This window comes from Nitrobacter sp. TKz-YC02, from assembly GCF_049852135.1.
GTDB classification, from domain to species: domain Bacteria; phylum Pseudomonadota; class Alphaproteobacteria; order Rhizobiales; family Xanthobacteraceae; genus Nitrobacter; species Nitrobacter vulgaris.
Map to the genome: position 1 here is coordinate 3,182,824 of NZ_CP180728.1, position 23,733 is coordinate 3,206,556.

At 61.9% G+C, this 23,733-nt stretch carries 19 protein-coding genes; 10 read left to right on the forward strand and 9 right to left on the reverse strand.

Going from position 1 to position 23,733, the window contains the following annotated elements; translation table 11 throughout:
• Nucleotides 1–43: 43 nt before the first annotated feature.
• Together ACM561_RS15330 and ACM561_RS15335 are read right to left on the reverse strand one after the other, a co-directional pair.
• The gene (locus ACM561_RS15330) at nt 44–1,825 is read right to left on the reverse strand and encodes a tetratricopeptide repeat protein (RefSeq protein WP_425906129.1); all 1,782 of its coding nucleotides are present in this window, start codon (nt 1,823–1,825) and stop codon (nt 44–46) included.
• A gap of 330 nt (nt 1,826–2,155) precedes the next feature.
• Nucleotides 2,156–3,817 carry an electron transfer flavoprotein-ubiquinone oxidoreductase gene (locus ACM561_RS15335; RefSeq protein WP_425906130.1) on the reverse strand — a complete coding sequence of 554 codons (1,662 nt, stop codon included), beginning with the start codon at nt 3,815–3,817 and terminating at the stop codon, nt 2,156–2,158.
• 155 nt (nt 3,818–3,972) lie between these two features.
• Between ACM561_RS15335 and ACM561_RS15340 the strand changes: the two genes are divergently transcribed.
• Entirely contained in the window at nt 3,973–4,827 is an 855-nt protein-coding gene (locus tag ACM561_RS15340) for a uracil-DNA glycosylase (RefSeq protein WP_425906131.1), read from the forward strand.
• 9 nt (nt 4,828–4,836) lie between these two features.
• Here the strand turns inward: ACM561_RS15340 and ACM561_RS15345 are convergent, their stop codons facing one another.
• The 5 genes from ACM561_RS15345 to ypfJ form a co-directional block, all read right to left on the reverse strand.
• A complete protein-coding gene (locus ACM561_RS15345) occupies nt 4,837–6,342 on the reverse strand; it encodes a glycosyltransferase family 39 protein (RefSeq protein ID WP_425906132.1) in 1,506 nt (501 codons plus the stop codon).
• A gap of 111 nt (nt 6,343–6,453) precedes the next feature.
• Entirely contained in the window at nt 6,454–7,194 is a 741-nt protein-coding gene (locus tag ACM561_RS15350; RefSeq protein WP_425906134.1) for a ribonuclease HII, read from the reverse strand.
• 120 nt (nt 7,195–7,314) lie between these two features.
• Nucleotides 7,315–8,475 (reverse strand): PA0069 family radical SAM protein, encoded by a 1,161-nt coding sequence (locus ACM561_RS15355; RefSeq protein ID WP_425906136.1) that lies wholly within the window; start codon nt 8,473–8,475, stop codon nt 7,315–7,317.
• Nucleotides 8,476–8,542: 67 nt separating this feature from the next.
• Nucleotides 8,543–9,103 (reverse strand): molybdenum cofactor biosynthesis protein B, encoded by a 561-nt coding sequence (gene moaB / locus ACM561_RS15360; protein WP_425906138.1) that lies wholly within the window; start codon nt 9,101–9,103, stop codon nt 8,543–8,545.
• 81 nt (nt 9,104–9,184) lie between these two features.
• Entirely contained in the window at nt 9,185–10,108 is a 924-nt protein-coding gene (gene ypfJ / locus ACM561_RS15365) for a KPN_02809 family neutral zinc metallopeptidase (RefSeq protein WP_425906140.1), read from the reverse strand.
• Between the two features lie 543 nt (nt 10,109–10,651).
• Here ypfJ and ACM561_RS15370 point away from each other — a divergent pair.
• Both ACM561_RS15370 and ACM561_RS15375 read left to right on the forward strand, forming a co-directional pair.
• Nucleotides 10,652–11,782, forward strand: coding sequence for a site-specific DNA-methyltransferase (locus ACM561_RS15370; protein ID WP_425906142.1), 1,131 nt, complete (start codon nt 10,652–10,654; stop codon nt 11,780–11,782).
• 153 nt (nt 11,783–11,935) lie between these two features.
• Entirely contained in the window at nt 11,936–12,622 is a 687-nt protein-coding gene (locus ACM561_RS15375; protein ID WP_425906144.1) for a glutathione S-transferase family protein, read from the forward strand.
• 34 nt (nt 12,623–12,656) lie between these two features.
• On the opposite strand, the gene ACM561_RS15380 is transcribed toward ACM561_RS15375, so the two are convergent.
• The gene (locus ACM561_RS15380) at nt 12,657–13,880 is read right to left on the reverse strand and encodes an A/G-specific adenine glycosylase (protein WP_425906146.1); all 1,224 of its coding nucleotides are present in this window, start codon (nt 13,878–13,880) and stop codon (nt 12,657–12,659) included.
• 168 nt (nt 13,881–14,048) lie between these two features.
• On the opposite strand from ACM561_RS15380, the gene ACM561_RS15385 reads away from it, so the two are divergent.
• The 4 genes from ACM561_RS15385 to ACM561_RS15400 all read left to right on the forward strand — a co-directional run bounded on the left by ACM561_RS15385 (nt 14,049) and on the right by ACM561_RS15400 (nt 20,193).
• Nucleotides 14,049–14,528 (forward strand): DUF721 domain-containing protein, encoded by a 480-nt coding sequence (locus ACM561_RS15385; protein ID WP_425906147.1) that lies wholly within the window; start codon nt 14,049–14,051, stop codon nt 14,526–14,528.
• Between the two features lie 104 nt (nt 14,529–14,632).
• On the forward strand, nt 14,633–15,295 hold the full coding sequence (locus ACM561_RS15390) for a DsbA family protein (RefSeq protein ID WP_425906149.1): 663 nt from the start codon (nt 14,633–14,635) through the stop codon (nt 15,293–15,295).
• 305 nt (nt 15,296–15,600) lie between these two features.
• Complete coding sequence (gene smc / locus ACM561_RS15395) at nt 15,601–19,107, forward strand: chromosome segregation protein SMC (RefSeq protein WP_425906151.1); 3,507 nt, start codon at nt 15,601–15,603, stop codon at nt 19,105–19,107.
• Nucleotides 19,108–19,149: 42 nt separating this feature from the next.
• Nucleotides 19,150–20,193: a small ribosomal subunit Rsm22 family protein gene (locus ACM561_RS15400; RefSeq protein ID WP_425906153.1), complete on the forward strand. Its 1,044-nt coding sequence runs from the start codon at nt 19,150–19,152 to the stop codon at nt 20,191–20,193.
• 11 nt (nt 20,194–20,204) lie between these two features.
• On the opposite strand, the gene ACM561_RS15405 is transcribed toward ACM561_RS15400, so the two are convergent.
• Nucleotides 20,205–20,558 (reverse strand): YbaN family protein, encoded by a 354-nt coding sequence (locus ACM561_RS15405; RefSeq protein ID WP_425909776.1) that lies wholly within the window; start codon nt 20,556–20,558, stop codon nt 20,205–20,207.
• 264 nt (nt 20,559–20,822) lie between these two features.
• Here ACM561_RS15405 and ACM561_RS15410 point away from each other — a divergent pair, with 264 nt between their 5' ends.
• The 3 genes from ACM561_RS15410 to ACM561_RS15420 all read left to right on the forward strand — a co-directional run bounded on the left by ACM561_RS15410 (nt 20,823) and on the right by ACM561_RS15420 (nt 23,672).
• Nucleotides 20,823–21,383, forward strand: coding sequence for a LemA family protein (locus ACM561_RS15410; RefSeq protein ID WP_425906154.1), 561 nt, complete (start codon nt 20,823–20,825; stop codon nt 21,381–21,383).
• A 102-nt stretch (nt 21,384–21,485) separates the two neighbouring features.
• Complete coding sequence (locus ACM561_RS15415) at nt 21,486–22,598, forward strand: M48 family metallopeptidase (RefSeq protein ID WP_425906156.1); 1,113 nt, start codon at nt 21,486–21,488, stop codon at nt 22,596–22,598.
• Nucleotides 22,599–22,913: 315 nt separating this feature from the next.
• Nucleotides 22,914–23,672, forward strand: coding sequence for a hypothetical protein (locus ACM561_RS15420; protein WP_079447620.1), 759 nt, complete (start codon nt 22,914–22,916; stop codon nt 23,670–23,672).
• Nucleotides 23,673–23,733 lie beyond the last annotated feature (61 nt).

Sequence of the window (23,733 nt, forward strand, 5' to 3'; positions counted from 1 at the left end):
CGCCACGACGGCCGGAATGCGCCGGTGCCATCAGCCGCCCTTCTTACCCGCCCTTGCCGTCATCCTTCTTTTTGTCCGCCGAGGCGGCTGACGGAGTTTCGTCCGCCGGCAAGCCTTTTTCGATCTTCGCCTCGATTTTCGGCAACTCTTCGGCTTCCGGCTTCAGGTCGCGCGCGTGCGCCCACTGAAATTTTGCCTCCAGCGTCCGGCCGACGCGCCAGTAAGCGTCGCCAAGGTGATCGTTCACCGTCGGATCCTCGGGCTTGAGGTTGATGGCGCGCTCCAGCGTCTTGACCGCCTCCTCGTAATTGCCGATGCGGTAATAGGCCCAGCCGAGGCTGTCGACGATATAGCCGTCGTCCGGCCGCTGATCGACGGCGTGCTTGATCATCTTCATGGCTTCATCGAGATTGAGGCCGCGGTCGATCCAGGAGTAACCGAGATAATTCAGCACGTGCGGCTGCTCGGGCTGAATCTCAAGCGCCTTCTTCATGTCGGCTTCTGCCTTGTCCCAGTTCTTTGACCGTTCTTCGCAGATACCGCGGAAATAGTAGTAAACCCAATTCGGCTTGCCCTTGGTCTCGGCGATGACGTCGATGCCTTTGCCGTAGGTCTTTGCGCAATCGGCGAACTTCTTGCGGCCCCGCTCGACGTTACCAAGCGCCATGATGGCTTCCAGGTCGCTCGAATCCTGCTCGATGACACCCCTGAGAATTTTGATCGCCTCGTCGCTGCGATCAACGGCATCGAGGTTGGTAGCAAGTTGAATCTGGGCATTGCGCTTCAGCGGAGAAACGACCGGTACACGCTGATAGACGCCGATCGCCATTTCCGGCTTCTTCACTGATTCATAGAGATCGGCGAGTGACAACAGCGCCATCGAATGATCGGGCGAGAGATAAAGTGCGAGCTGCAAATAGACCAGCGCCAAGTCCTCGCCGCCGCGCCGGGTCAGGGACGCGCCGATGCCGTAAAGGGCTTCGGCGGCGCCGGTTTGCGGCGAGCTAACAAGTTGCGGCAGCTTCTTGCCGGCCTTGATCTCTTTGATGCCTTCCTGAATCAACGGATGCCGCGCCAGTTTTTTGTCGAACGCCTCATACACGGCCAGCGCCGCAGCGCCGTCCTTGTTGCGCGACAACCACCGCGCATAGGCATCGGCCACGCGAAGCGCCGAATCGTCGAGTTTGTAAGCGCGCTCGAGACGAGCGCCGGCTTCTTTGTTCCGACCCGCAAGATCGAGCAACATCCCCGAATGCAGATCCTTGAAGATCGGGTACCATTCCGGACCGGTCAGCGCGTCAATGTTGGCGACGGCCTGTTTAGTATCGTCCGCGCCATAGTCGGCCCAGCCCGCCAGCAGAGTCGCCACGAGATCGGTGATCGGTCCACGGATGGACTGTTTGATATTTTTTTGGGCGACCGCGTACTTCTTCAACTTCAGATTATGGACGCCGACAACCAGCCGCGCGACCCGGTTGGATTTATCGATGGCGAGAATGCGGTCGGCCAGCTTCACGGCGATGGCGATATCGCCTTCGGCCAACGACGAAATGAACGCGCGATCCAGAAGCTCGTTGTTTTTTGGATCGGTACGCAACGCCGAACGATAGAACGTCGCCGCAGACATGGCGTCGCGCTCAACGCTGGCGTGGCGCGCAGCGAGATAGCTGCCCGACGTCGTCATGGTGCGCAGATCCTTGGCGCTCGGAAATTGCGCGGTTTCGGTCGGATGGTCCGGCGTCTGAGCCGCCACCGGACCGGACGGAGCCAACAATGTCGCAGCAACGACAATCATCGCCAGGCGATTGAAACGAATGGACAGCATCGGGATTCGCGTAGCTCCAGATTTCACGGCACGACCATCAGGGTTTTTCAATATGCAACCCGGCCGACACCACCATTGCATGATCCGCTTCTAGCATTCGCGCCGCGTTTCAGCGAGTGTCTTTGCAAACGCGACATCAGGGAACGCTCGCAAGCCCGGATCGGCGCTGGATTGACATTTGTTGTCTTGGGTATTCACCACCGACCTCAACCAGCCGCGCGACAATGCCGCGTTTGACCTCCCGCGGCAAGGATCGCGGCGACCCAACCGCTTGCATCGCCAAGTATGGCGTTATCAGGGCCGCGCTCATAATCGCAGGCGTCCGCAGATTCACATCGCCTCGTAGTTGGGTCCACCGCCCCCTTCGGGCGGCACCCAGGTGATGTTGCCATTTGGGTCTTTCACATCACAGGTCTTGCAGTGGACGCAGTTCTGCGCGTTGATCTGATAACGCACGGTCGAGCCTTCCTCCACCCATTCATAAACGCCGGCAGGACAATAACGGTTCGACGGACCGGCATACACGTCGTGTTCCGAGGTCTTCTGCAGGGTCATATCGGCGACTTTCAAATGAACCGGCTGATCCTCCTCGTGATTGGTGTTGGAGAGGAACACCGACGAAAGTTTGTCGAAGGTCAGTTTGCCGTCCGGCTTCGGATAGACGATCCGCACATGGGCTCTGGCTGGGTCGAGCGTCTGACCGTCCGGCTTTGCGTGCGGCCAGGTTCCCAACAGCGAGAAACCGAACAAAGTGTTGGTCCACATATCAAGGCCGCCCAACGCCACCCCGGCGAGGGTGCCGAACTTCGACCATAACGGCTTGACGTTACGGACCTTGAACAGATCCCTGCCGACCGCGGAACCGCGCCAGGCATTCTCGTACTCGGCGATCTCGTCGTTGGCGCGCCCGCTGCCGAGCGCCGCAGCGACGTGCTCCGCAGCCAGCATTCCGCTCCCCATTGCGTTGTGAACGCCCTTGATGCGCGGAACGTTAACGAATCCCGCCGCGCAGCCGATCAGCGCGCCGCCCGGGAAGGTTAGGCGCGGCACCGACTGGTAGCCGCCCTCGGTGATGGCGCGCGCACCGTAGGCGAGCCGTTTGCCGCCTTCGAACACGCTCCGGATCGCGGGATGGGTCTTGAACTGCTGGAACTCATCGAACGGTGACAGGTACGGATCGTCATAGTTGAGGTGAACCACGAATCCGACGGCGACGCGATCGTCGTCATAGTGATAGAGAAACGAGCCGCCTCCGGTGGAATTGTTCAGCGGCCAACCGAATGAGTGCTGGATCAGCCCGTTGCGGTGCCGAGCGGGGTCGACCTGCCAGACCTCCTTGAAGCCGATACCGAATTCTTGCGGTTCACTGGTCTTGTCGAGAGCAAATCTCGCGTTCAACTGCTTCGACAAGCTGCCCCGGGCGCCTTCCGCGAACAGCGTATACTTGCCGAGCAGTTCCATGCCGCGCGTGTAGGAACTCTTTCGCGAGCCGTCCCGCGCGACGCCCATGTCGCCGGTCGCAATGCCGCGCACCGCGCCGTCGTCGTTGTAGAGCACTTCCGTTGCCGCGAAGCCGGGATAGATTTCAATACCGAGCGCCTCCGCTTTCCGCGCAAGCCAGCGGCAGACGTTGCCGAGCGAGCCGATGTAGCAGTGATGATTGTTCATCAGCGGCGGCATGAGGAAGCCGGGAATCCGGATCGCGCCACCCCGCGTCATCCAGTAGAACCGGTCGTCTTTGACCTGAGTCTTGAGGGGGCAATCGGGATCGTTGCGCCAGTCCGGCACCAGCTTGTCGAGCCCGGCAGGATCGATCACCGCGCCGGACAGGATATGGGCGCCGACCTCCGACCCTTTTTCAACGATGACGATACTAAGATCGGAATCGAGCTGCTTGAGCCGGATCGCCGCCGACAGGCCGGATGGTCCCGCGCCAACGATAACGACATCGAAATCCATCGACTCGCGCGGTGGCAATTCGTCGCTGCTCATGTTCTGCTTCCGCAACCGGCGACCTTCGCGTTTGTAATGCTTCTGCGGCTTGTTGTTTCCGATTTTTTACTCGAGAACAACCAGGGAAAGCACCCGTCCTGCGTCCCACGCAGAATCCATTGCAGGTTGGTGTCTGGCAAAATCATGGATCCCACATGGCATCAGATCAAGCGATCACTGTTCGGGAGCTCCTGACCTTCTATCTCGAAGCGGGGGTCGACTGTGCGCTGGGGGACGAACCGATCGACCGCCTCTCCACGCCCGATCTGACACCTCCCGACCGGCCAACCGCCGCTGAGCCCGGAACCGCTCCCGTCGCGGCACGGCAGCCGCCTCGCCAGACCGCCACGGCAGCACCTCGCGCCGGAATTGCCCCGCCGCCAGACATTGCGATCGAATCCGCGCGCGAGGCCGCCCGCACCGCCCCCTCACTCGAGGCCCTGCGCGCCCTGCTCGAGAGCTTCGAGGGCTGCGCGCTGAAATTCACCGCTTCGCAGCTGGTCTTCGCCGACGGCAACCCACAGGCGCGGCTGATGTTCGTCGGCGAAGCGCCGGGACGCGACGAGGACATCGAGGGCCTGCCGTTCGTCGGCCGCTCAGGGCAACTTCTCAACCGGATGATAGGGGCGATTGGCCTCAAGCGCAGCGACGTCTACATCGCCAACGTCATTCCATGGCGTCCGCCCGGCAACCGGACGCCGACGCCGCAGGAAACTCAGATTTGCCTACCGTTCATCCAACGCCAGGTCGAACTGGTGAACCCTGACGTTCTGGTCACCCTCGGCAATCCCTCGACGCAGACGCTCCTGCAGACCCGTGAGGGGATCATGAAGACCCGCGGCAAATGGTTCGACTACGATACCGGCACGCGAACGATCCGTGCGATGGCGACGTTCCATCCGGCATACCTCCTGCGCTCCCCATCCTACAAGCGGATGGCGTGGCTGGACTTACGCGCCGTCGCCAGGGCACTGGAAGATAAGATGCCGGAGCAATCGGCATCCACCTGAAGGAAGGCGTCACAGCGCTTTCGGCCGGACGATGGCCCAACCGATGCGCAATAAAGGCAGCCGGCCGTTGACGAGACGCCCAAACGTGCGCGGAATCTCCGGCACAATGCCCGGAAACCGCTTGGCAATGGCTTCGGGCGGCGTACCCGCGGTGTCGGACGCGCGCCAGACCACGACCCCCCCGAGTTCGTTGAACTTTGCCGGCGTTATCCATGGCGTGCGCTCGGGACTCGCATCGAGCAGGAGATGAGGTCGCGAGGGACCGAGCGCGACGAGGGCCGCAAGCAGCGGATCGCCCGCGACTGCCGGCAGCGGGCGATTGGTGCGACGCTCGAAATTCTCGCCAAAGAAAGCGCTGATGGCAGATGCCGGGATAGATGTCGCAACCTCGGTGTTGGCGAACCACGGCTGAACAATGACCGTCGCAATCACAGCCAGCGCCGGAGCCACGACGGTGGCGAGCCACGCCACGCGAAGCACACGCAGGCGGCGTAGATGGATGAGATCGCCGGAAAGCAGGACGACCGCCAGACCAGACATCGACAGCGCAATCGGTGCGCCTCCGATGACGTGATCGACCCCGAACAGAGCCGCCACCAGACTTCCGCCGAGGGCCGGCGCGAGGGCGAAGGCATAGACGAATGTCTGCGCCAACGGATCCACTGGCGGCCGCACGATCACCGGCGCGTCCTCAGGCTTCCGATTGACGAAACTGGAATTGAGGACAATCAGCAGCAAAAGGCCAGCCGTCGCGAACACGAGCGCGAGGAGCAGTTCGCTCCAGCGCAACAGCCGCAAATGCAGTTCGAAAATATTGGGCCAAGGCGGCGCGCCGAGTGCGTCTGCGCGCACCAGCCAGATCAGGTAAGGCAACGCGAGCACCGCGATCACCAGCAGCGCGAACAGCGGATCGACCGAACCCAGGGCATTTCGGCCACGCCCCGTCGCCAAGGCGAACAGGGTGAGGGCCAGCAACAACCCGGCGGCGGCCGGCGTGGTCAGCAGCAGCAGACCGGCTTCGATCGATAGCGCGAACCATGCATTGCGGCCCTGCCCGACGATCCGCCAGCCATGCAGCAGCAGCAGCGACCACAACGGCAGAGCGAGCACCGACGGGCCGAACGTCAGGCCGGGTGCCCCGTACGCGGTGACCGTCAAGGTCAGCAAAACCGCCAGAACAGCCTGCTGGCTGCCGACGATAGTCCGGGCCAGTTCGAACAGAACCCGGAATGCAACGATGAAGCAAAGCTGCGACAGCAGGTAGACGCCGAAAATGTGGTTGCCGGCTGCGCGATAGGCGATGTCCGCGAGCCAGAACGCGAGAGGCGGTCCGAGATCCGTTCCGACCAGATATTCCCGGCCGAACGCCAGCACGGTCGCCAGATCACCTGGTGGACCCCGGTACAGCAGCAACGACACCAGCAGCCACATCGCTGCCTGAAACAGCACCACGATCCAGAATACCAAAAGCGGTCTGGCGCGGATCAGTTCGACAACCAGCGATGTGAAGCGCATGAAGGACCTGATGGCGGCGGGTCTTGCGGAGTTCCGAAGTGCGCGGGAGTAAGACGGCTGCGAGTGATACGGCGCATGAACCGGCGAAGCAACCAGCCTGCCAGGTCATATCTACCAGGTCAGATTGCTCGCCTCGACCGCTCCTCGGGTCGACGTTTCGCTCGCGGAGACGCTTACCCCGGTGGGCGACGCGCGGTGACGTTCGCGCGCCGCAACAACCGGCGCAAAGAAGCTGCGATGATGAGGGCTTGGCCCGAGGCGGCCGAGCGCCTCGAGATGCCCGGGGACCGCGTAACCCTTATGTGTCTCGAAGCCGTAGCCGGGGCAGTCCTGCGCTAGCTTGCACATCAGCCGGTCGCGCGTGACCTTGGCAACGATCGAGGCGGCGGCAATCGACAGCACGAGCCCGTCGCCGCCGATCACCGGCTCGCACTCGCAAGCGATCTCGATTCTGTCGCGACCGTCGACGAAGACGTGCTTCGGCGTGTCCGGCAACGCATGGACCGCGCGCGCGAGCGCCCACAACGATGCGCGCAAGATATTGTCGCGGTCGATCCGTGCGATCGGCGCGCAGGCCACCCCGAAAGATGCGGTCGCCACAATTTCCTCGAACAACTCCTCGCGGCGCGCAGCGGTCAAACGCTTGGAATCATCGATGCCTTTGGGAATACGCTTCGGATCCAGCACGACCGCGGCGGCAACCACCGGTCCTGCCAATGGCCCGCGCCCGACCTCGTCGCAACCTGCGACCGGCCAAACGCCACGCTGCATCAGCCCACGCTCGCGCCGGAAGCTCGGCTGCGCGACGGCCGGCGATTTCCCCGGCTGGTCCCTGGATCGACCCCGAATCATTCGAAGATAGTGCGGGTGGGGAAACCTGGAGACAATGCCGAAACGGGTTTATGCCCGCTCTCCTGAAGCGTATTTCTAATGGCTACCGGTTTGCTCGTCCCGCAACGGCCTCAGCTCTGCTCAGAACAGGCTCAACTGCTGCCCGCTGCTGCATTTCGGCTTGGCGAAATGGTCCATCGTCAGCTTTGAGCGCTTCTTATTGAGCCCAAGTTTCTCGCAAGCGATCTCGAAGCGGCGGCCGATCATCCAAGCGATCGGTCCCGCGCCCTTCATCCGTGTACCCCACTGTGAATCGTAATCGCGGCCATTGCGCATGTCGCGGATCAGCGTGAACACATGACGGTAGCGATCCGGATAGCTCGCCATGAGCCATTCGCGGAACAGATCGCGCACTTCCAGCGGGAGGCGCAGCAGCACATAGTTGGCTTCCCTGACGCCGGCATATGCAGCAGCATCGAGAATCCGCTCGATCTCGCAGTCATTCAACGCCGGAATTACGGGGGCCACCATCACCGTGGTCGGAATGCCTGCTTCTGACAGTTTGCGCAGTGCTTCCAGTCGCCTCATTGGCGTCGATGCCCGCGGCTCCATCGAGCGCGCGAGCCGGGAATCGAGCGACGTCACAGAGATCGCCACCTTGGCGAGATTGCGCTTCGCCATTCGCGCAAGGATATCGATGTCGCGTGTCACCAACGCCGATTTCGTGACGATACCGACCGGATGCGAGGCGCGCTCGAGCACTTCGAGAATGCCGCGCATGATTTTCCGGTCACGCTCGATCGGCTGATAGGGATCGGTATTGGTTCCGATCGCGATCATCTTCGGCTCGTAGCCCTCCGCGGCCAGTTCCTTCTCCAGCAATGCCGGTGCGTCCGGCTTCGCGAACAGCTTCGATTCGAAATCCAGCCCCGGCGACAGGCCAAGATAAGCGTGGGTCGGCCTTGCGAAACAATAGACGCAGCCGTGCTCGCAGCCCCGATAAGGGTTGATCGAACGGTCGAAACTGATGTCAGGCGAGTCGTTGCGGGTGATGACTTTCCGCGCGGCGTCAACAGCGACCGTGGTTTTGAACGGCGGCAGATCGTCGAGGCTCTGCCAGCCATCGTCGAACGCCGTTCGCGCCTCCGTCTCGTATCGACCGCTGAGGTTGGATTGCGCGCCGCGCCCCCTCCTCCGCTCGTGATCGATTGCGACCTCAATCTCGGCAAAGGGCGAGGCGGCCGCCGATGCGGGGGGCGGCGTGGCTGGCGGGTTCCTGCGGGCGAGAGAGGCGCTGCTCATGGCGAGAACATAGCACCCAATTGGAACAAATAAAGAACATAATGTTCTGTCCCCAATCGGGCAGCTATCAGGCCGACGCTCCCTTCGCCTTCGGCCGGCGAAGATGTTCATCCAACCGCGGCATGATCTCGACGAAATTGCAGGGACGGGTGCGGTAATCAAGCTGGTGCGCGAGGATGCCGTCCCAGCCGTCCCGGCAGGCACCCGGGGATCCCGGCAAGCAGAAAATGAAGGTGGAACTTGCGGTGCCGGCGGTTGCGCGGCTCTGGACCGTCGAGGTGCCGATTTTAGCGTGACTTAGCATGTGGAAAGCGATCGAGAAGCCGTCCATCCGCTTGTCGAATAGCGGCTCGACCGCCTCCGGGGTGACGTCCCGCCCCGTGAAGCCGGTGCCGCCGGTGGTGATGATGACGTCGATGCCGGGGTCAGCGATCCATCTTTTCATCAGGGTGCGGATCGCCTCGACATCGTCGGTGACGATGTCGCGCGCGCCGAGTTTGTGGCCGGCGCCGGTCAGCCGCTCGGCCAGCGTCGCACCCGACTTATCCTCTTCGAGCGAGCGCGTGTCGGAAACGGTCAGCACCGCGATGTTAAGGGGGACGAAGGGTTTTGTCTCATCGATGGACATAACGATTCATTCCTCGTGTCCCGGACGCGGTACAGCGTTCTATACGCTGCGCCGCAGAGCCGGGGCACGCGCGACGCAGCATCACAAATCATCCGTCGCGAAGGTGTTGCAGGCCTGCACGCTGCCCTGCTGGTAGCCGATCATGAACCAGCGCTTGCGCTGCGCCGCCGAACCATGCGTGAACGAGTCAGGCACCACGCGGCCGGTCGCCTGCCGCTGCAACGTATCGTCGCCGATCGCCGTTGCCGTGGTCAGCGCAGCGTCAATATCGCCCGGTTCGAGGAAGTTCGGACGCTTCTTCGCCTCGCGATTGACCCAAACGCCGGAAAGGCAATCCGCCTGAAGTTCGACTCTGACCTGCAGTTCGTTCGCTTCTGCCTTGCTGCCGGCCTGCTGCTGCAGTCGCGTCACCTTCGGAAGAATGCCGAGCAGGTTCTGAATGTGATGTCCGGCCTCGTGCGCGATGATGTAGGCAGCGGTGAACCTGCAAGCGCTGCCCGAGCAGCCACGAAAACGCGTTTCCACCTGTTTGAAGAAATTGGTGTCGAGGAAGATCTGCTTGTCCGGCGGGCAATAGAACGGTCCCATCGCGGACTGCGCCATACCGCAGCGACCGCCATTCGTGGCATTGCGGAACAGCACGATACGGGGGCCGGAATAACTTTGCCCGCTGGCCTGAAAGATTTCGTGCCAGCGATCGTCGATCTCGCCCAACACGCCGGAGATCATCTTGCCCATATCGTCGGTCGGCGCACCGGACTTGCCCGGTGACGGGCGGTCGTCCGTCTGATAGCTCGGCGACTGGCCGCCGCCGGTCAGGATCTCCGCACCCCCGATGAGGAGGCGCGGATCGATGCCAAATGCATAGCCGACCAGGCCGAGGATGATAATGGTGCCGATGCCGAGGCCGCCGCGTCGGCCAAATCCACCGCCTCCTCCGCCGAATCCGCCATCCTCGCGACGGTCGTCGATGTTGTCGCTCTGGCGAAAATCGTCATCACGCATGAGGTCCGTCCTCGTGTCCGATCGATCGCTAACCTAGCCGCAAGTGGCGGCGCCCAACTCAAATAGTGATCTCGTTATTCAATAGCCTGCCCGGCAACAATTGCCTATAGCGTTTTCGAGCGAAGTGGCATCCGGTTCGCGTGAAGAAAACGCGTCTAATCAAAAAGATAGTACCGCTCATTCGAAGTTCGCAACGACAACTTGATGCGAACTTCGGATTCCACGCGGGCACCAATGGCTCTATAATTTAAGCGTGGTTCAGGTTCAGAAAAACTGACTTGGCCAACTTGTAAAAAATACCACAAGCGAAATGCTTCCCATCAGCGCCGACGATGAAACCGCGACCCCGCCATCGCGGGCGAACCAAATAATGGTTGCGCGCACCAGCTTTTGAAACCTGCGCATCATTGCCAAACTTGCATTTCGCCGAACGAAAGCTCTCTACAATTAAGTCGATTTTTACTTTGGCAAGTCACTGTAGCGCCAGTCGGTTGTTTGGTCCCGCGTCGCCGACAGCGTCGCCTGAGTCAGAGTATTTGAGTCATGGGTGTGTCGCGTCGCGGGGCGTCTGCAAGGGCGCCCCGCACCAAATTTGACTCTCCCGCATCGCGCATCATTGTTGGCGACTGCGTCGCCGAGATGTCGAAGCTTCCATCCGGATCGGTCGATCTGGTATTTGCGGACCCCCCCTACAATCTGCAGCTCAAGGGCGAACTCAAGCGTCCCGACGAATCGTACGTCGACGCGGTGAACAGCGATTGGGACAAGTTCTCGTCCTTCTCCGCTTATGACGATTTCACCCGCGCTTGGTTGCTCGCCTGCCGCCGCGTCATGAAACCGTCGGCCACCATCTGGGTAATCGGATCATATCACAACATCTTCCGCGTCGGCGCGATCATGCAGGATCTCGGCTTCTGGGTGCTCAACGACATCGTCTGGCGCAAGACCAATCCGATGCCGAACTTCCGCGGCCGCCGCTTCACCAACGCCCATGAGACCATGATCTGGGCTGCGCGCGATGAAAACGCCAAAGGCTACACGTTCAACTACGAGGCGTTGAAAGCCGCCAACGAGGACGTGCAGGCGCGCTCGGATTGGCTGATTCCGCTGTGCACCGGTAACGAGCGATTGAAGGACAAGGACGGCCGCAAGGTTCATCCGACCCAGAAGCCCGAGGGTCTGCTGGCGCGAGTGCTGCTCTCGTCGTCGAAGCCCGGCGATCTCGTCATCGATCCGTTCAACGGCACCGGCACCACAGGCGCGGTCGCCAGACGTCTCGGTCGCAACTACATCGGGTTCGAACGCGACCGAACCTACGCGGCCGCCGCCGAGAAACGCATCGCGGCGATCGAACCGCTTCCCGAAGCGACCCTTGCCCCTTTCATGACGGCGCGCGAGGCACCGCGCGTGGCGTTCTCCGAATTGATCGAGCGCGGCATGATCTCGCCCGGCGCGAAGCTCGTCGATGCAAAGAAGCGCCACGGCGCTCTGGTACGCGCCGACGGGGCCATCATGCTCGGTGACAAGGTCGGCTCGATTCATCGGATCGGAGCGATGGCGCAAGGCGCAGGCGCGTGCAACGGCTGGACCTTCTGGCACATCGAAACCAGCAAAGGTCTCAGGCTGATCGACGAGCTCCGGGCCGAAATCCGCAGCCAGATGGCGGCAGGCTAAGGCGTTCCGAGCGCGTTCCGTCCACGCATCGGACAGCCGCGCGGTAAGCGCCAAATCCTCGGTTGCATTTGGTCGAAAAATCCTAGCATGGAATGGCTGCTCGCGGACAGCCAGCCGCGTCCCCAACTCATGCCAAGAACAAAGGGGCTTATGATGCTCAAGTTCTATTTCAATGGCGCGCCGAACCCCAACAAGGTTGCGCTATTTCTGGAAGAAGCCGGCCTCCCTTTCGAACTCGTGCCGATCGACACCCGCAAGGGCGACCAGTTCAAGCCGGAATTCCTGAAAGTGAATCCGAACGGCAAAGTACCGGCAATCGACGACGACGGCGTGGTCGTATTCGACAGCAATGCCATCCTTCTTTACCTCGGCGAAAAGACGGGCAAGTTCATGCCGGAAAACACGCCGGCCAATCGCGCGCAACTGCTGTCGTGGATGATGTTCATCGCGAGCGGCCTCGGGCCGTATTCTGGACAGGCCGTGCATTTCAAGGACTACGCGCCGAAGGGCATGGACTATGCGGTCAACCGCTACCTGTTTGAGGCGCATCGTCACTACAAGGTTCTCGACGATCATCTCGCAGGCAGCCGCTACATGGTCGGAAACACATATACGATCGTCGATATGGCGTTCTGGGGCTGGGCGCGCATGGCGCCCCGCATTATCGGCGAGAGCAGCGTCGCCAAATATCCGAACTTCAAGCGGCTGCTCGACGAGGTCTCGGCGCGCCCGGCCGCGGCCAGAGCGAGCGTGCTGAAGGACAAGTTTACCTTCAAGACAGAAAACGACGAGGACGCTTTGGGCTTCCTGTATCGCCACATGAAGACGAAGGTGGCCTGATCCGTCGCTTCATGAGGAATAAAGACCCTTCGGCTCACGCCGGAGGGTCTTTTTGTTGCTTGCGGCGCTTTGCAGCTACACTGAATTCCTTATCGTCACCCAAGCCATGCGCAATGACCTTGCGCATCAGATTGGGCAACGCCTCATCTTTCAGTCGCGCGATCGGCACCCAGCGCATACCGTCAGGCATCGCGCTTCGCGCGGTAACGGTTGCGGTATAAACCGCAAGCTCCAGCGGGAAATGCGTGAAAACATGCGTGACCGTGCCAGCCTTGCGCTGCCAGCGCGGAGCGCTTTCAAGGCACGGCGCCTGCTTCAGAGCAGCCACATCATCCTGCGCGGCGAGCCACGTCGATGTCGGAACTTCGGTCATGCCGCCAAGCAGGCCTTTTGCCGGCCGCGTGCGGACCAGCACGTCGTTGCCACGCCTCACAACGAAGGCCGCGCCGCACCGCAACTCGCCCGCCTTCTTCGGTACCTTGCGAGGGAAGATCTCCTGATCGCCGCGAGCTCGCGCGGCACAATCATCGTTCAGCGGACACAGCACGCAGGCAGGCTTCTTCGGCGTGCAAATGGCGGCGCCAAGATCCATCAGCGCCTGCGCGATATCCCCAGCGCGGCTGTTGCCGTCGCGACCAGCGCGTGTTTTCACGTCGCGACCAGCGCGGCTCTTGCCTTCGCGCCCGACTCGCGAGGATCCGAGCAACGTCGCGGCAAGCGTTTGAATGCATCGCTTCGCCTTCGGCAACGGCTCGTCCACAGCGAACAGCCGTGTCACGACCCGTTCGATATTGCCGTCGACCGGCATGGTGCGGCGATTGAAGGCGATGGCGGCGATCGCCGCCGCAGTATAGGGACCGATCCCCGGCAGCGCCCGTAAGTCCTCTTCCGTATCGGGAAATCGACCGCCGTGATCGCGCAGCACCGCAACAGCGCAGGCATGAAGATTGCGCGCGCGCGAATAGTAACCGAGCCCGGCCCACATCCGTAGGATATCGTCGAGCGACGCGCGCCCCATCGCCTCAACGTCCGGCCAGCGCGCCAGAAACTTCTCGAAATAAGGCCCGACCGCCTTCACGGTCGTCTGCTGCAGCATGATCTCGGACAGCCAGACCCGATAGGGATCGATAGTTTCGCCGGGCAGCGCGCGCCACGGCAGCCGGCGGCGGTTACGGTCGTACCAGGCCAGCAGCCGCGTGCGACGGCCCGCTGGCGCAGGAGCTTCCCTTCGCTCGTTGTTTTCCACGGATAGCGCCATTTACCGACTCGAGGCGTTCGACGAAATTCTCTCACCGTCATGCCCGCGCCTGTCGCGGGCAGCCACGTCTTTATTCGTTCCGTACGCGGATGGCTGGAACAAGCCTAGCCATGACGGCATTTTTTCAACCGCATCCCAAATGAGAACCGACATGCTATAAAAGCGGTGATGTCCAAGCCCGGCCCGATCTCAGCCAAGCCGTTGTCGGCATTGCTCGGTGATGTCTTCTCCGATGCCTATGCGCGGCAGGGATTCGCCTCACGCGAACTGGTGACCCGCTGGGCGGAAATCGCCGGACCCGAGATCGCCGCGCATTCCGAACCGATGAAGATCCAGTGGCCTCGTCCGATCGAGGGGCAGAAGCAGGAACCGGCGACGCTGGTATTGCGGGTCGAAGGTCCTGTCGCACTGGAAATCCAGCATTCCTCCGATGTCATTCTGCAAAGGGTCAATCGGTTCTTCGGCTGGAACGCGGTCGGCCGGCTGGCCTTGCGCCAGGCCCCTTTGTCGCACAGCTCCGTGCGGAATACCTCACGGCTGCCCGACGCGACGGACGTGGCACAGGTGGCGGAAACGCTGTCCTCTATCGAGGACAACGATCTGCGTACGGCGCTGGCGCGACTCGGCGCCTCGATCAAGCGGAATTGACGCGATGGTGGAGCACACCGACAGCGCGCCATTGCCACAATTCTGGTTTCAAGCTAGCGAACAATTGTCATCAGGGCGCTTGCGCCGTTTTCGGGAGAAGACCGTTGATCATTACGCGCCGCGCCGTTAATGCCGTCCTCGCAATGGGCGGGCTCGCCGCCTTCGTAGGTCTTTCGCCATTGCGCCTGATCGGTGAGGCCATGGCCCAGAGCGCCACCGCCACAGACGTGGCCAAACCCGTTTCGCTGCCGGACATGGCGCTCGGCCCCAAGGACGCCGTCGTCACCATCACCGAATACGCCTCGATGACGTGTCCGCATTGCTCGCGGTTCGCGGAAGACGTGTTTCCGAAGATCAAGACGGACTACATCGACACCAACAAGATTCGCTATGTGTTCCGCGAGTTTCCGCTCGACATCAAGGCCGCCGCCGGCGCGATGCTGGCCCGCTGCATCGCCAAGGACGACGCGGGAAAATATTTCGCCGTGATCGACACGCTGTTCAAGTCGCAGGACACATGGACCGGATCAAATACCACGGAATCGCTGAAACTGATCGGCAAGCAGACCGGACTTACGGGAGATCAGGTTGAAAGCTGCCTGAAGGATCAGGCCTTGCTCGACAAGATCGCTGCCGACCAGAAATACGCCAATGAGGTTTTGAAGGTGAATTCGACACCGACGTTCTTCATCAACGGCGACATGGTGAAGGGCGAGATCGCATTCGAGGACTTCAAGAAGAAGATCGATCCCTTGTTGAAAAACTGAGGATAGCAAACAAACATTGGCGGACACCGGCTGAGGTTCCAGGGTCTTTCCACTTCTGGGGAATCAGAAGCGGAACTTTATGGTTTGATCTGACGCGTTTTCTTCACGCGAACTGATATCCGCTTCGCTCGAAAACGCTATAACCCCTGCAAAAGCCTTTGGAAAAGCTTGTCTGCGCGGTTGCTCTGGTACGTCGCTATCGCCATTGTCGAACCTCGCGAGGCGCGCGACTCAGGGCTGCTGACAGTACGTGTGGTATTGTGGCTGTGGGCTGATTCGCGTCTTGCAAGCACAGTAGAGTGTCCATGAAACTCACGCGCCTTCGCCTTCACGGCTTCAAGTCGTTCGTTGAACCCACCGATTTCGTGATCGAGCCAGGTCTCACTGGCGTGGTCGGGCCGAACGGTTGCGGCAAGTCCAATCTGGTCGAGGCGCTGCGCTGGGCCATGGGCGAGACCTCGTACAAATCGCTGCGCGCCGCCGACATGGACGCGGTGATCTTCGCAGGCAGCGGCAACCGTCCGGCGCGTAACCACGCCGAGGTGGTGATGTCGATCGACAATTCGGATCACTCTGCGCCCTCCGCCCTCAACGATTCCGAAGCGCTAGAGATTTCGCGCCGGATCGAGCGCGAGGCCGGCTCGGTCTACCGTATCAACGGTAAAGACGTGCGCGCCCGCGACGTGCAGATTCTGTTTGCCGACGCAGCCACAGGCGCGCGCTCTCCGGCGCTGGTGCACCAGGGCAAGATCGGCGAGATCATCCAGGCCAAACCCGAACAGCGCCGCCGCGTGCTGGAAGACGCCGCCGGCGTGGCCGGCCTGCATGCTCGCCGTCACGAGGCCGAGTTGCGGCTGAAGGCCGCGGAAACCAACCTCACACGCGTCGAGGATGTGATCGGCCAACTCGCCGGCCAGATGGAGGGGCTCAAGAAGCAGGCGCGGCAGGCGATCCGTTATCGGGACGTCGCCGCGAAAGTGCGCAAGGCGGAAGCGATGCTGTTCCACCTGCGCTGGCTCGAAGCTCAGGCCGAGGTGACGGAAGCCGCCAGAACCCACGACCTCAATGTCCGCGAGTTGGCCGAACGCACCCGCGAGCAGGCCGAAGCCGCTCGCCTCCAGGCGGAACGCGCGGCCGAACTTCCCGCGTTGCGCGAAGCGGAAGCCCGCGCCGCCGCCGGTCTGCAGCGCCTTACCAATGCGCGCGAGACGCTGGATCGCGAAGAGGAACGCGCGAAGGAGCGCGCCGCCGAACTCGATCGGCGGCTGATACAGTTTGCATCCGATGTCGAGCGCGAGCAGCGACAGTCATCCGACGCCGACGCCGCCTTGCAGCGGCTCGATGTCGAGGACGCCGAGCTGAAGGACGAAATCAAATCGCGTGTCGAAACGCGCAGCGGCGTCGACGAACGGGCGGCACAGGCGGAAACGACGCTTGCTGCGGCCGAAGCCACGTTTGCTGATTTGACACGGGTGCTGGCCGACCTCACCGCCAGGCGCACCCAGCTTGAATCGAACGTGCGGACCCATCGCGATCGCCTCGCGCGCGTCGATCAGCAGATCGCAGACGTGCAGCGCGAGACCGAAGCGCTGGCGCAGCAGACCAGCGGCTTCGGCGATCTCGATACCCTCACCGCGGCGATCCAGGGTGCGCAGGAAGCGCTGGCGCAATCGGAAAACCTGAGCCGCGAGCGCGAGGCCGAACATACCGCCGCACGCAGCCGACTCGATGCCGCCCGCTCCGGCGTCGAAGCGGCTCGCGGACCGCTGCAGGACGCTGACAAGCGCGCACAGCGGTTCGAGACCGAAGCCAAGACCATCGCCAAGATTCTCAACGGCGAAAGCAAAAACCTGTGGCCGCCGATCATCGACGGCATCAATGTCGACAAAGGCTACGAGAAGGCGATCGGCGCTGTACTCGGCGACGACCTCGACGCACCGGTGGATCAGTCCGCGCCGATGCGCTGGACCGGGGTGGCCGTCACGGCGGACGATCCAGCGCTACCCGAAGGCGTGGAATCGCTTGCAGCCCATGTGCAGGCGCCGCCCGAATTGGCCCGGCGTCTCAAGCAAATCGGCATCGTCGCCAAAGAGCGTGGTGCGGAACTGGTTGCCCATCTGAAGACCGGCCAGCGGCTGGTCTCGCTCGAAGGCGACGTCTGGCGCTGGGACGGCTTCGTGACTGCGGCCCATGCACCGACCGGCGCGGCGCGCCGCCTCGCCGAGCGTGCGCGGCTGGCTGATATCGAGAGCGAGATTGAGCGCGCACGCACCGAGGTCTCCGAACGGCGCCAGGCGCTGGAAACGGCGCAGCAGGCCGTCGCCGCAGCAAGCCAGGCCGTCACCGCCGCCGCGTCGGCCGAGAGCGAGGCGCGCAATGCCTGGCGCGCAGCGCAGCGCGAGGTCGATGCCGCGCGCGAACGTCATGCAAGCGCCGAGCGCGAGATCAATCGCCACGCGGCGCGCCGCTCGGCGCTGACCGAAGCCCACAGCCGCCTGACCAACGATCGCCTTGAGGCCACCGCCGCTCATGAAGCCGCGACCGCCGCACTCGGCGAATTGCCGCCGAGCCTCGACACCGAGACCAAGCTCGGCGAGGTACGGACAGAAATCGACGGCCATCGACGAGCCGCCGCGCAAGTGCGCGCCGAGGCGCAAGCGCTCGCACGCGAAGCCGAACTCGCGGATCGCCGCCTGCAGGCGATATCGGCGGAACGTAACGAATGGCAAACCCGTAAGCAAAGTGCGGCTTCGCAGATCGCGACCATCGAAGCGCGCGTGACCGAGGTCAGAGCCGAGCGCGCGGACCTCGACAACGCGCCTGCGCTGTTTGCAGAAAAGCGTAGTGCAATCATCAGCGAGATCGAGCACGCCCAAAAGGATCGCCGCGACGCGGCCGATACCCTCGCCGCCGCCGAAGCCGTGATGGCAGAAACCGACCGCGCCGCGAAAATCTCGCTTGAGTCGCTGTCAAGCGCACGCGAGGCTACGGCGCGCGCCGAAGAGCGGATGGACGGAAGCAAGCGGCGGCTCGAGGATACCGAACGCGAAATCCGCGACATGCTCGAGGTCGAACCCGACGCGGTGGCTTCACTGGCCGAAATTCAGTCCGGCGTCGACCTGCCGCCGCTGCCGGAGATCGAGGCGGATCTCGAAAAGCTGCGCCGCGACCGCGACCGTCTCGGCGCCGTCAACTTGCGCGCCGAGGAGGAATTGCGCGAGGTCGAAACCCAGCATACCTCGCTCGCCACCGAGCGCGACGACCTCGTCGAGGCCATCAAGAAGTTGCGCACCGGCATCCAGAGCCTCAACCGTGAGGCGCGGGAGCGGCTTCTGACTTCGTTCGAGACCGTCAACACCCATTTCAAGCGGCTGTTCACCGAACTGTTCGGCGGCGGCGAGGCGGCACTGCATCTGATCGAGAGCGACGATCCTCTGGAAGCCGGCCTTGAGATCATCGCCAAGCCGCCGGGCAAGAAGCCGCAGTCGCTGTCGCTGCTCTCGGGCGGCGAACAGGCGCTGACAGCACTGGCGCTGATCTTCGCGGTGTTCCTCACCAATCCGTCACCGATCTGTGTGCTGGACGAAGTCGACGCGCCGCTCGACGACCACAACGTCGAACGGTTCTGCAATCTCCTGCACGAGATGACGTCGTCCACGGAGACGCGCTTCATCATTATCACCCACAATCCGATCACCATGGCGCGGATGAACAGGCTGTTCGGCGTCACCATGGCCGAGCGTGGCGTCTCGCAACTGGTGTCGGTCGATCTCGAAAACGCGGTGAAAATTCTCGACCAGAACGTCGCGTGACCTCTTCCTTCTCCCGTCACGGAAGAAGGAACAAAGACCGCCATGATCCCGCCCGATCTTCCTGCCGAACTGAAGGCTGCCTTACAGCGGAAAGCGCAGGGCCTAACCCGCAGCGATGCCGCAGCTCGCGCGGCCACGATATCGCAAACGTATCGGAGCGGCGGCGGTTCAAGTACGATCCGCGACGAAACTGACGCACTAGCCTATGCGCTGGCGCGGATGCCCGCGACCTATGCGGCCGTGGTGGCCAGCCTCAATGCGCTTCGCGAGATACGTCCACAGTTCACACCGATCAGCTTGCTCGATGTCGGAGCCGGACCCGGAACGGCGACATGGGCTGCTGCGCAGGCGTTCGAATCCCTCGACGCATTCTCGGCGATCGACGCCAATCCGGCGCTGCGGTCGCTCGCACTGGACCTCGCTGCCGATGAGGTGCGACTGAACGGCCTCAGCTATGTGCAACACGACGCGTCAGCTGGGCTTCACAATACAGCCGAGAGCGCCGATCTTGTGCTCGCGAGCTATGTCATCGGCGAACTCAGCGCCGATCGGCAAGCCGCGCTCGCTGATTTGATGTGGGCGGCGACGCGCGACACGCTGCTGGTCGTCGAACCCGGCACGCCTGCCGGCTACCGGCGAATTCTTGATCTGCGACGCAGGCTGGTCGCGCGCGGCGCGCATGTCATCGCGCCCTGCCCGCATGACGGCGAATGTCCGCTCATGTTGTTGTCAAGCGAGGCAGGCATTTCGCGTGAGGACAATGCATCAAAACAAAAAGCTGTGCCGGACTGGTGCCATTTCGTGCAGCGGCTGCCGCGGTCCCGCGCGCATAAGCAGATCAAGGGCGTGGAGCTTCCTTTCGAGGACGAAAAATTCAGCTATGTCGCGTTGGCCCGAACGCCCGCCCGACAACGTCCGGCACGGGTGCTAGCGCCGCCGCTGATCACCAAGGCCGCAATGCGGATCAAGTTGTGTCGGCCCGATGGGAGCGCCGGCGTCGCGACATTTCCCCGTCGTGACAAGGCCAGCTATTCCCGTGTGCGCCGGCTCGGCTGGGGCGACGCCGTCAACCTGATCGAGACGTAATTTTTTGAAAACTAGGACGGCCGCGTAAAGACGTAAGCCAGCCCGGTCAGCATCAGAAGCACCACCGCCGCCGTGAGCCAAGGGCCGGGATGGCTGCCAAACCAGAATCCCACAAAGCCGATCGCCATGCCGCCAAGCGCCATCAGCTTGGCCTTTACAGGAATTGCGCCGCGCTCGCGCCAGCCACGCAGCAGCGAGCCAAAACGCGGGTGCTGCAATAGCCAGTTTTCAAGCCGGGGCGAAGAGCGGGCGAAACAGGCGGCGGCCAAAATCAGAAACGGCGTTGTCGGCAGCACCGGCAGGAACGCGCCGATAAAGCCGAGCGCGACGAAACAGATACCCAGTACCAGAAAAATGCCGCGCACCATTCGCGACGTGCCGGTGCGCGGATCGACGGCACTGGCCACGCCGGCGCCGAAAGATTGCTCGTCCACGATCATGCGCTCGTCGTCCTGATCCACCACATCCACACCCTACATCTGCTTCACACAGAACAAAATACCGGACAACTTGAACTTTTCTAAGAGTTTTCCCGACCAAAGGACGCCGTCTCCCGGCGGAACCTGCCGTTCGCGCGGAATATCGTCTACGGTGACCGCGTTCGCGTCCTCTCATCAGGAGCTTTTCTCATGTCGACCGGCTTGATTGTTCTCGGCGTCATCGTCGCCGTCGCTGTGTTTGCGCTTGTCGCCTATAACCGACTGGTCGCACTCAGCCAGCGCGTCGGCCAGGCTTTCGCCGACATCGATGTGCAGCTCAAGCAGCGTCACGACCTGATCCCGAACCTTGTCGAAACCGTGAAAGGCTATGCCGCGCATGAGCGCGGGACACTGGACGAGGTCATAAAGGCTCGCAACGTCGCGATGTCGGCGCAGGGGCCGGCGCAGGTCGGCGCCGCCGAAAACCAGTTGAGCGGCGCGCTTGGCCGGCTCATCGCGTTGTCGGAGGCTTATCCAGATCTCAAGGCCAATGCCAATTTCCAACAGCTTGCCGGCGAACTGTCCGACATCGAAAATAAGGTCGCCGCAAGCCGTCGTTTCTTCAACAACGCTGTTCAGGAATACAACACCGCTATCCAGCAACTGCCGGCAGCGTTGTTCGCAGGCACGTTCGGCTTCACGCATAAGGAGTTTTTTGATCTCGGTGCCAGCCGCGCGACCGTAGAACAGACGCCTCAGGTGAAATTCTGAGGCTCCTTTGATGCGCCGAACCGGACAGGATAGGCTCTTTCCCCCTTTATGGGGAAGGAAGCGAATCGTCTCCGCGACAAGCGCTGCAAACGGATTCGCCTAATGGCAGCCTACGGTCTCTACACCCACATCGCGTCGAACAAGATTCGTTCGATGTTTTTGCTCGCCGGGCTGTTCGTCCTGATTTATGTAATGGTGTTCGCCGGCGCGCTGATTGCCGAAGTGTTCCGGCGCGGCGCAGACTACCCGGCGGCGTTCTACATCACCATCGCCTGGCATGACCTGATCGCGGTCCTCCCCTGGGCAACAGCAGGTTCGGCGCTGTGGATCGTGATCGCCTATTTCTTCCATCAGTCGATCATTGATGCGGTCACCGGCGGCCATGATGTCACCCGCAAGGAACAGCCGCAGCTCTACAACTTGCTGGAAAACCTTTGCATCTCGCGCGGCATCCCGATGCCGAAGCTGAAGGTGATCGATACCGACGCGATCAACGCTTTCGCCACCGGACTCAACCGCCGTCAATATGCGATCACCGTCACCACCGGCCTGATGAACCAGCTTAACGATCGGGAGATGGAAGCGGTGCTCGGTCACGAACTCACCCACATCCGCAACGGCGACGTTCAGTTGATGGTGGTCGCTGTCATCATCGCGGGCGTGGTCGGCTTCGTCGCGGAATTGTGCTTCCGCATCTTCTTCAACAGCGGCGCGCGGATCGGCGGCGGCTCGTCGCGCTCATCCTCCTCCCGCAACGGCGACAGCAAAGGCGGCGGCGCCGTCATCGCCGTGATCCTGGCGATGGTGCTGATTGCGCTCTCCTGGTTTTTATCGCAAGCGATACGGATGGCGCTGTCACGCTCGCGCGAACTGATGGCTGACGCGGGCTCGGTTGAACTGACCAAGGATCCCGACGCCATGATCTCGGCGTTGCGCAAGATCGAGAACCGTGGCGAACTGCCGGGCGCAACCTCGGCCGTGATGGAAATGTGTGTCGACAACCCGCGTCAAGGTTTCGCCGACCTTTTTGCTACCCATCCTTCCATCGAAACGCGGGTGCGCGCGCTGGTGACATATGCCGGCGGCCACGATCCCGGACCGATGCGGTTGCATACCGAGCGCGCCGCGACCGATCAGAAATTGCCCGAGCTTCCGCCGGGACCCTGGAGCGAGCCGGCACCGCCCGTTCCCGGCCCACCGAGCCATCGCTCCTGATCTTTATCTTTGCCGCTTTCTAAGCCTGTTTCAGGCTCGTAGGCAGACTTGAGGCTTTCCGATTCTGATGGAAGCAGAAGCGGAGCTTTTTGATTTGACGCGTTTTCTCCACGCGAACCGGTATCCACTTCGCTCGAAAACGCAAATATAGCCGCCACGAATGCTCAACGGCTCAACGAATTTTGCCAGATTTGACATATCGAATTGAATTCTCCCTCGTTTCTGCCATGGTCCCGCTCCAAGCAACGACTGGGGGGACAGCCCGGCCGCGCGACCATACGCGGTCGCCGATTTCAGCTTGCTCAAAGGGGTCTCATGGCGAAGCCGGCAGTGATTGTGGTTGGCGCGGACAAAGGCGGCGTCGGCAAAACGACCGTTTCCCGTACCATTCTCGACTATTTCAGCGCCAACAACGTACCGACCAGAGCCTTCGACACAGAATCGCCTCGCGGCACGCTGAGGCGTTTTCATCCAGATGTCACTGAGATCGTCGACATGACGTCGACCGCAGATCAGATGAAGATCTTCGATACGCTCAACACGGCCAAGGCTAGCGTCACCGTGATTGACGTCCGTGCCGGACTCATGTCTTCGGCTCTGGCCTCGCTTCGCGACATCGGTTTTCTCGACGCGGCGAAAACGGGGCAGATTACCTTCGCGGTATTCCACATTCTTGGCCCCTCAATTGCCTCCCTGGATGAGATCGCGGAAACTGCCAGATTCATGTCCGGGGCCAAATATTTTCTGGTGAAGAACTTCATCAACAACACGAGCTTCTTCGAGTGGGACCAGGCGACCTACAACGCCTACTTCCGCAAGATCAAGGATGCGACCGAAATCACCATCCCGAAACTCAACGAGATGGCGTACGAGCAGGTCGAGGTATCATCGGTGCCCTTCCTGAGGTTCGTAGCCAATAAGGGACCGAAGAACGAAGCCGCGAACTACTCGTTCGTTCTGCGCGGCTATGTTCGCCACTGGCTCGCCAATGTGTGGAGCGAATACGACCGCATCAAGCTCACCGACATTGTCGCCTCAAAGGAGAAGAGCGGTTCCCGCGCCTCGAACAAGTAGCTGATCTTTCCGTCATTCCGGAACCTATCAGTTGATAAGGACTTGCGTTTACAACGGCAGC

Bases quoted from the DNA above. Each gene is read 5' to 3' on its own strand.
- ACM561_RS15330 (WP_425906129.1), bottom strand. From the start codon at position 1,825: ATGCTGTCCATTCGTTTCAATCGCCTGGCGATGATTGTCGTTGCTGCG.
- ACM561_RS15335 (WP_425906130.1), bottom strand. From the start codon at position 3,817: ATGAGCAGCGACGAATTGCCACCGCGCGAGTCGATGGATTTCGATGTC.
- ACM561_RS15340 (WP_425906131.1), top strand. From the start codon at position 3,973: ATGGCATCAGATCAAGCGATCACTGTTCGGGAGCTCCTGACCTTCTAT.
- ACM561_RS15345 (WP_425906132.1), bottom strand. From the start codon at position 6,342: ATGCGCTTCACATCGCTGGTTGTCGAACTGATCCGCGCCAGACCGCTT.
- ACM561_RS15350 (WP_425906134.1), bottom strand. From the start codon at position 7,194: ATGATTCGGGGTCGATCCAGGGACCAGCCGGGGAAATCGCCGGCCGTC.
- ACM561_RS15355 (WP_425906136.1), bottom strand. From the start codon at position 8,475: ATGAGCAGCGCCTCTCTCGCCCGCAGGAACCCGCCAGCCACGCCGCCC.
- moaB (WP_425906138.1), bottom strand. From the start codon at position 9,103: ATGTCCATCGATGAGACAAAACCCTTCGTCCCCCTTAACATCGCGGTG.
- ypfJ (WP_425906140.1), bottom strand. From the start codon at position 10,108: ATGCGTGATGACGATTTTCGCCAGAGCGACAACATCGACGACCGTCGC.
- ACM561_RS15370 (WP_425906142.1), top strand. From the start codon at position 10,652: ATGGGTGTGTCGCGTCGCGGGGCGTCTGCAAGGGCGCCCCGCACCAAA.
- ACM561_RS15375 (WP_425906144.1), top strand. From the start codon at position 11,936: ATGCTCAAGTTCTATTTCAATGGCGCGCCGAACCCCAACAAGGTTGCG.
- ACM561_RS15380 (WP_425906146.1), bottom strand. From the start codon at position 13,880: ATGGCGCTATCCGTGGAAAACAACGAGCGAAGGGAAGCTCCTGCGCCA.
- ACM561_RS15385 (WP_425906147.1), top strand. From the start codon at position 14,049: ATGTCCAAGCCCGGCCCGATCTCAGCCAAGCCGTTGTCGGCATTGCTC.
- smc (WP_425906151.1), top strand. From the start codon at position 15,601: ATGAAACTCACGCGCCTTCGCCTTCACGGCTTCAAGTCGTTCGTTGAA.
- ACM561_RS15400 (WP_425906153.1), top strand. From the start codon at position 19,150: ATGATCCCGCCCGATCTTCCTGCCGAACTGAAGGCTGCCTTACAGCGG.
- ACM561_RS15410 (WP_425906154.1), top strand. From the start codon at position 20,823: ATGTCGACCGGCTTGATTGTTCTCGGCGTCATCGTCGCCGTCGCTGTG.
- ACM561_RS15415 (WP_425906156.1), top strand. From the start codon at position 21,486: ATGGCAGCCTACGGTCTCTACACCCACATCGCGTCGAACAAGATTCGT.
- ACM561_RS15420 (WP_079447620.1), top strand. From the start codon at position 22,914: ATGGCGAAGCCGGCAGTGATTGTGGTTGGCGCGGACAAAGGCGGCGTC.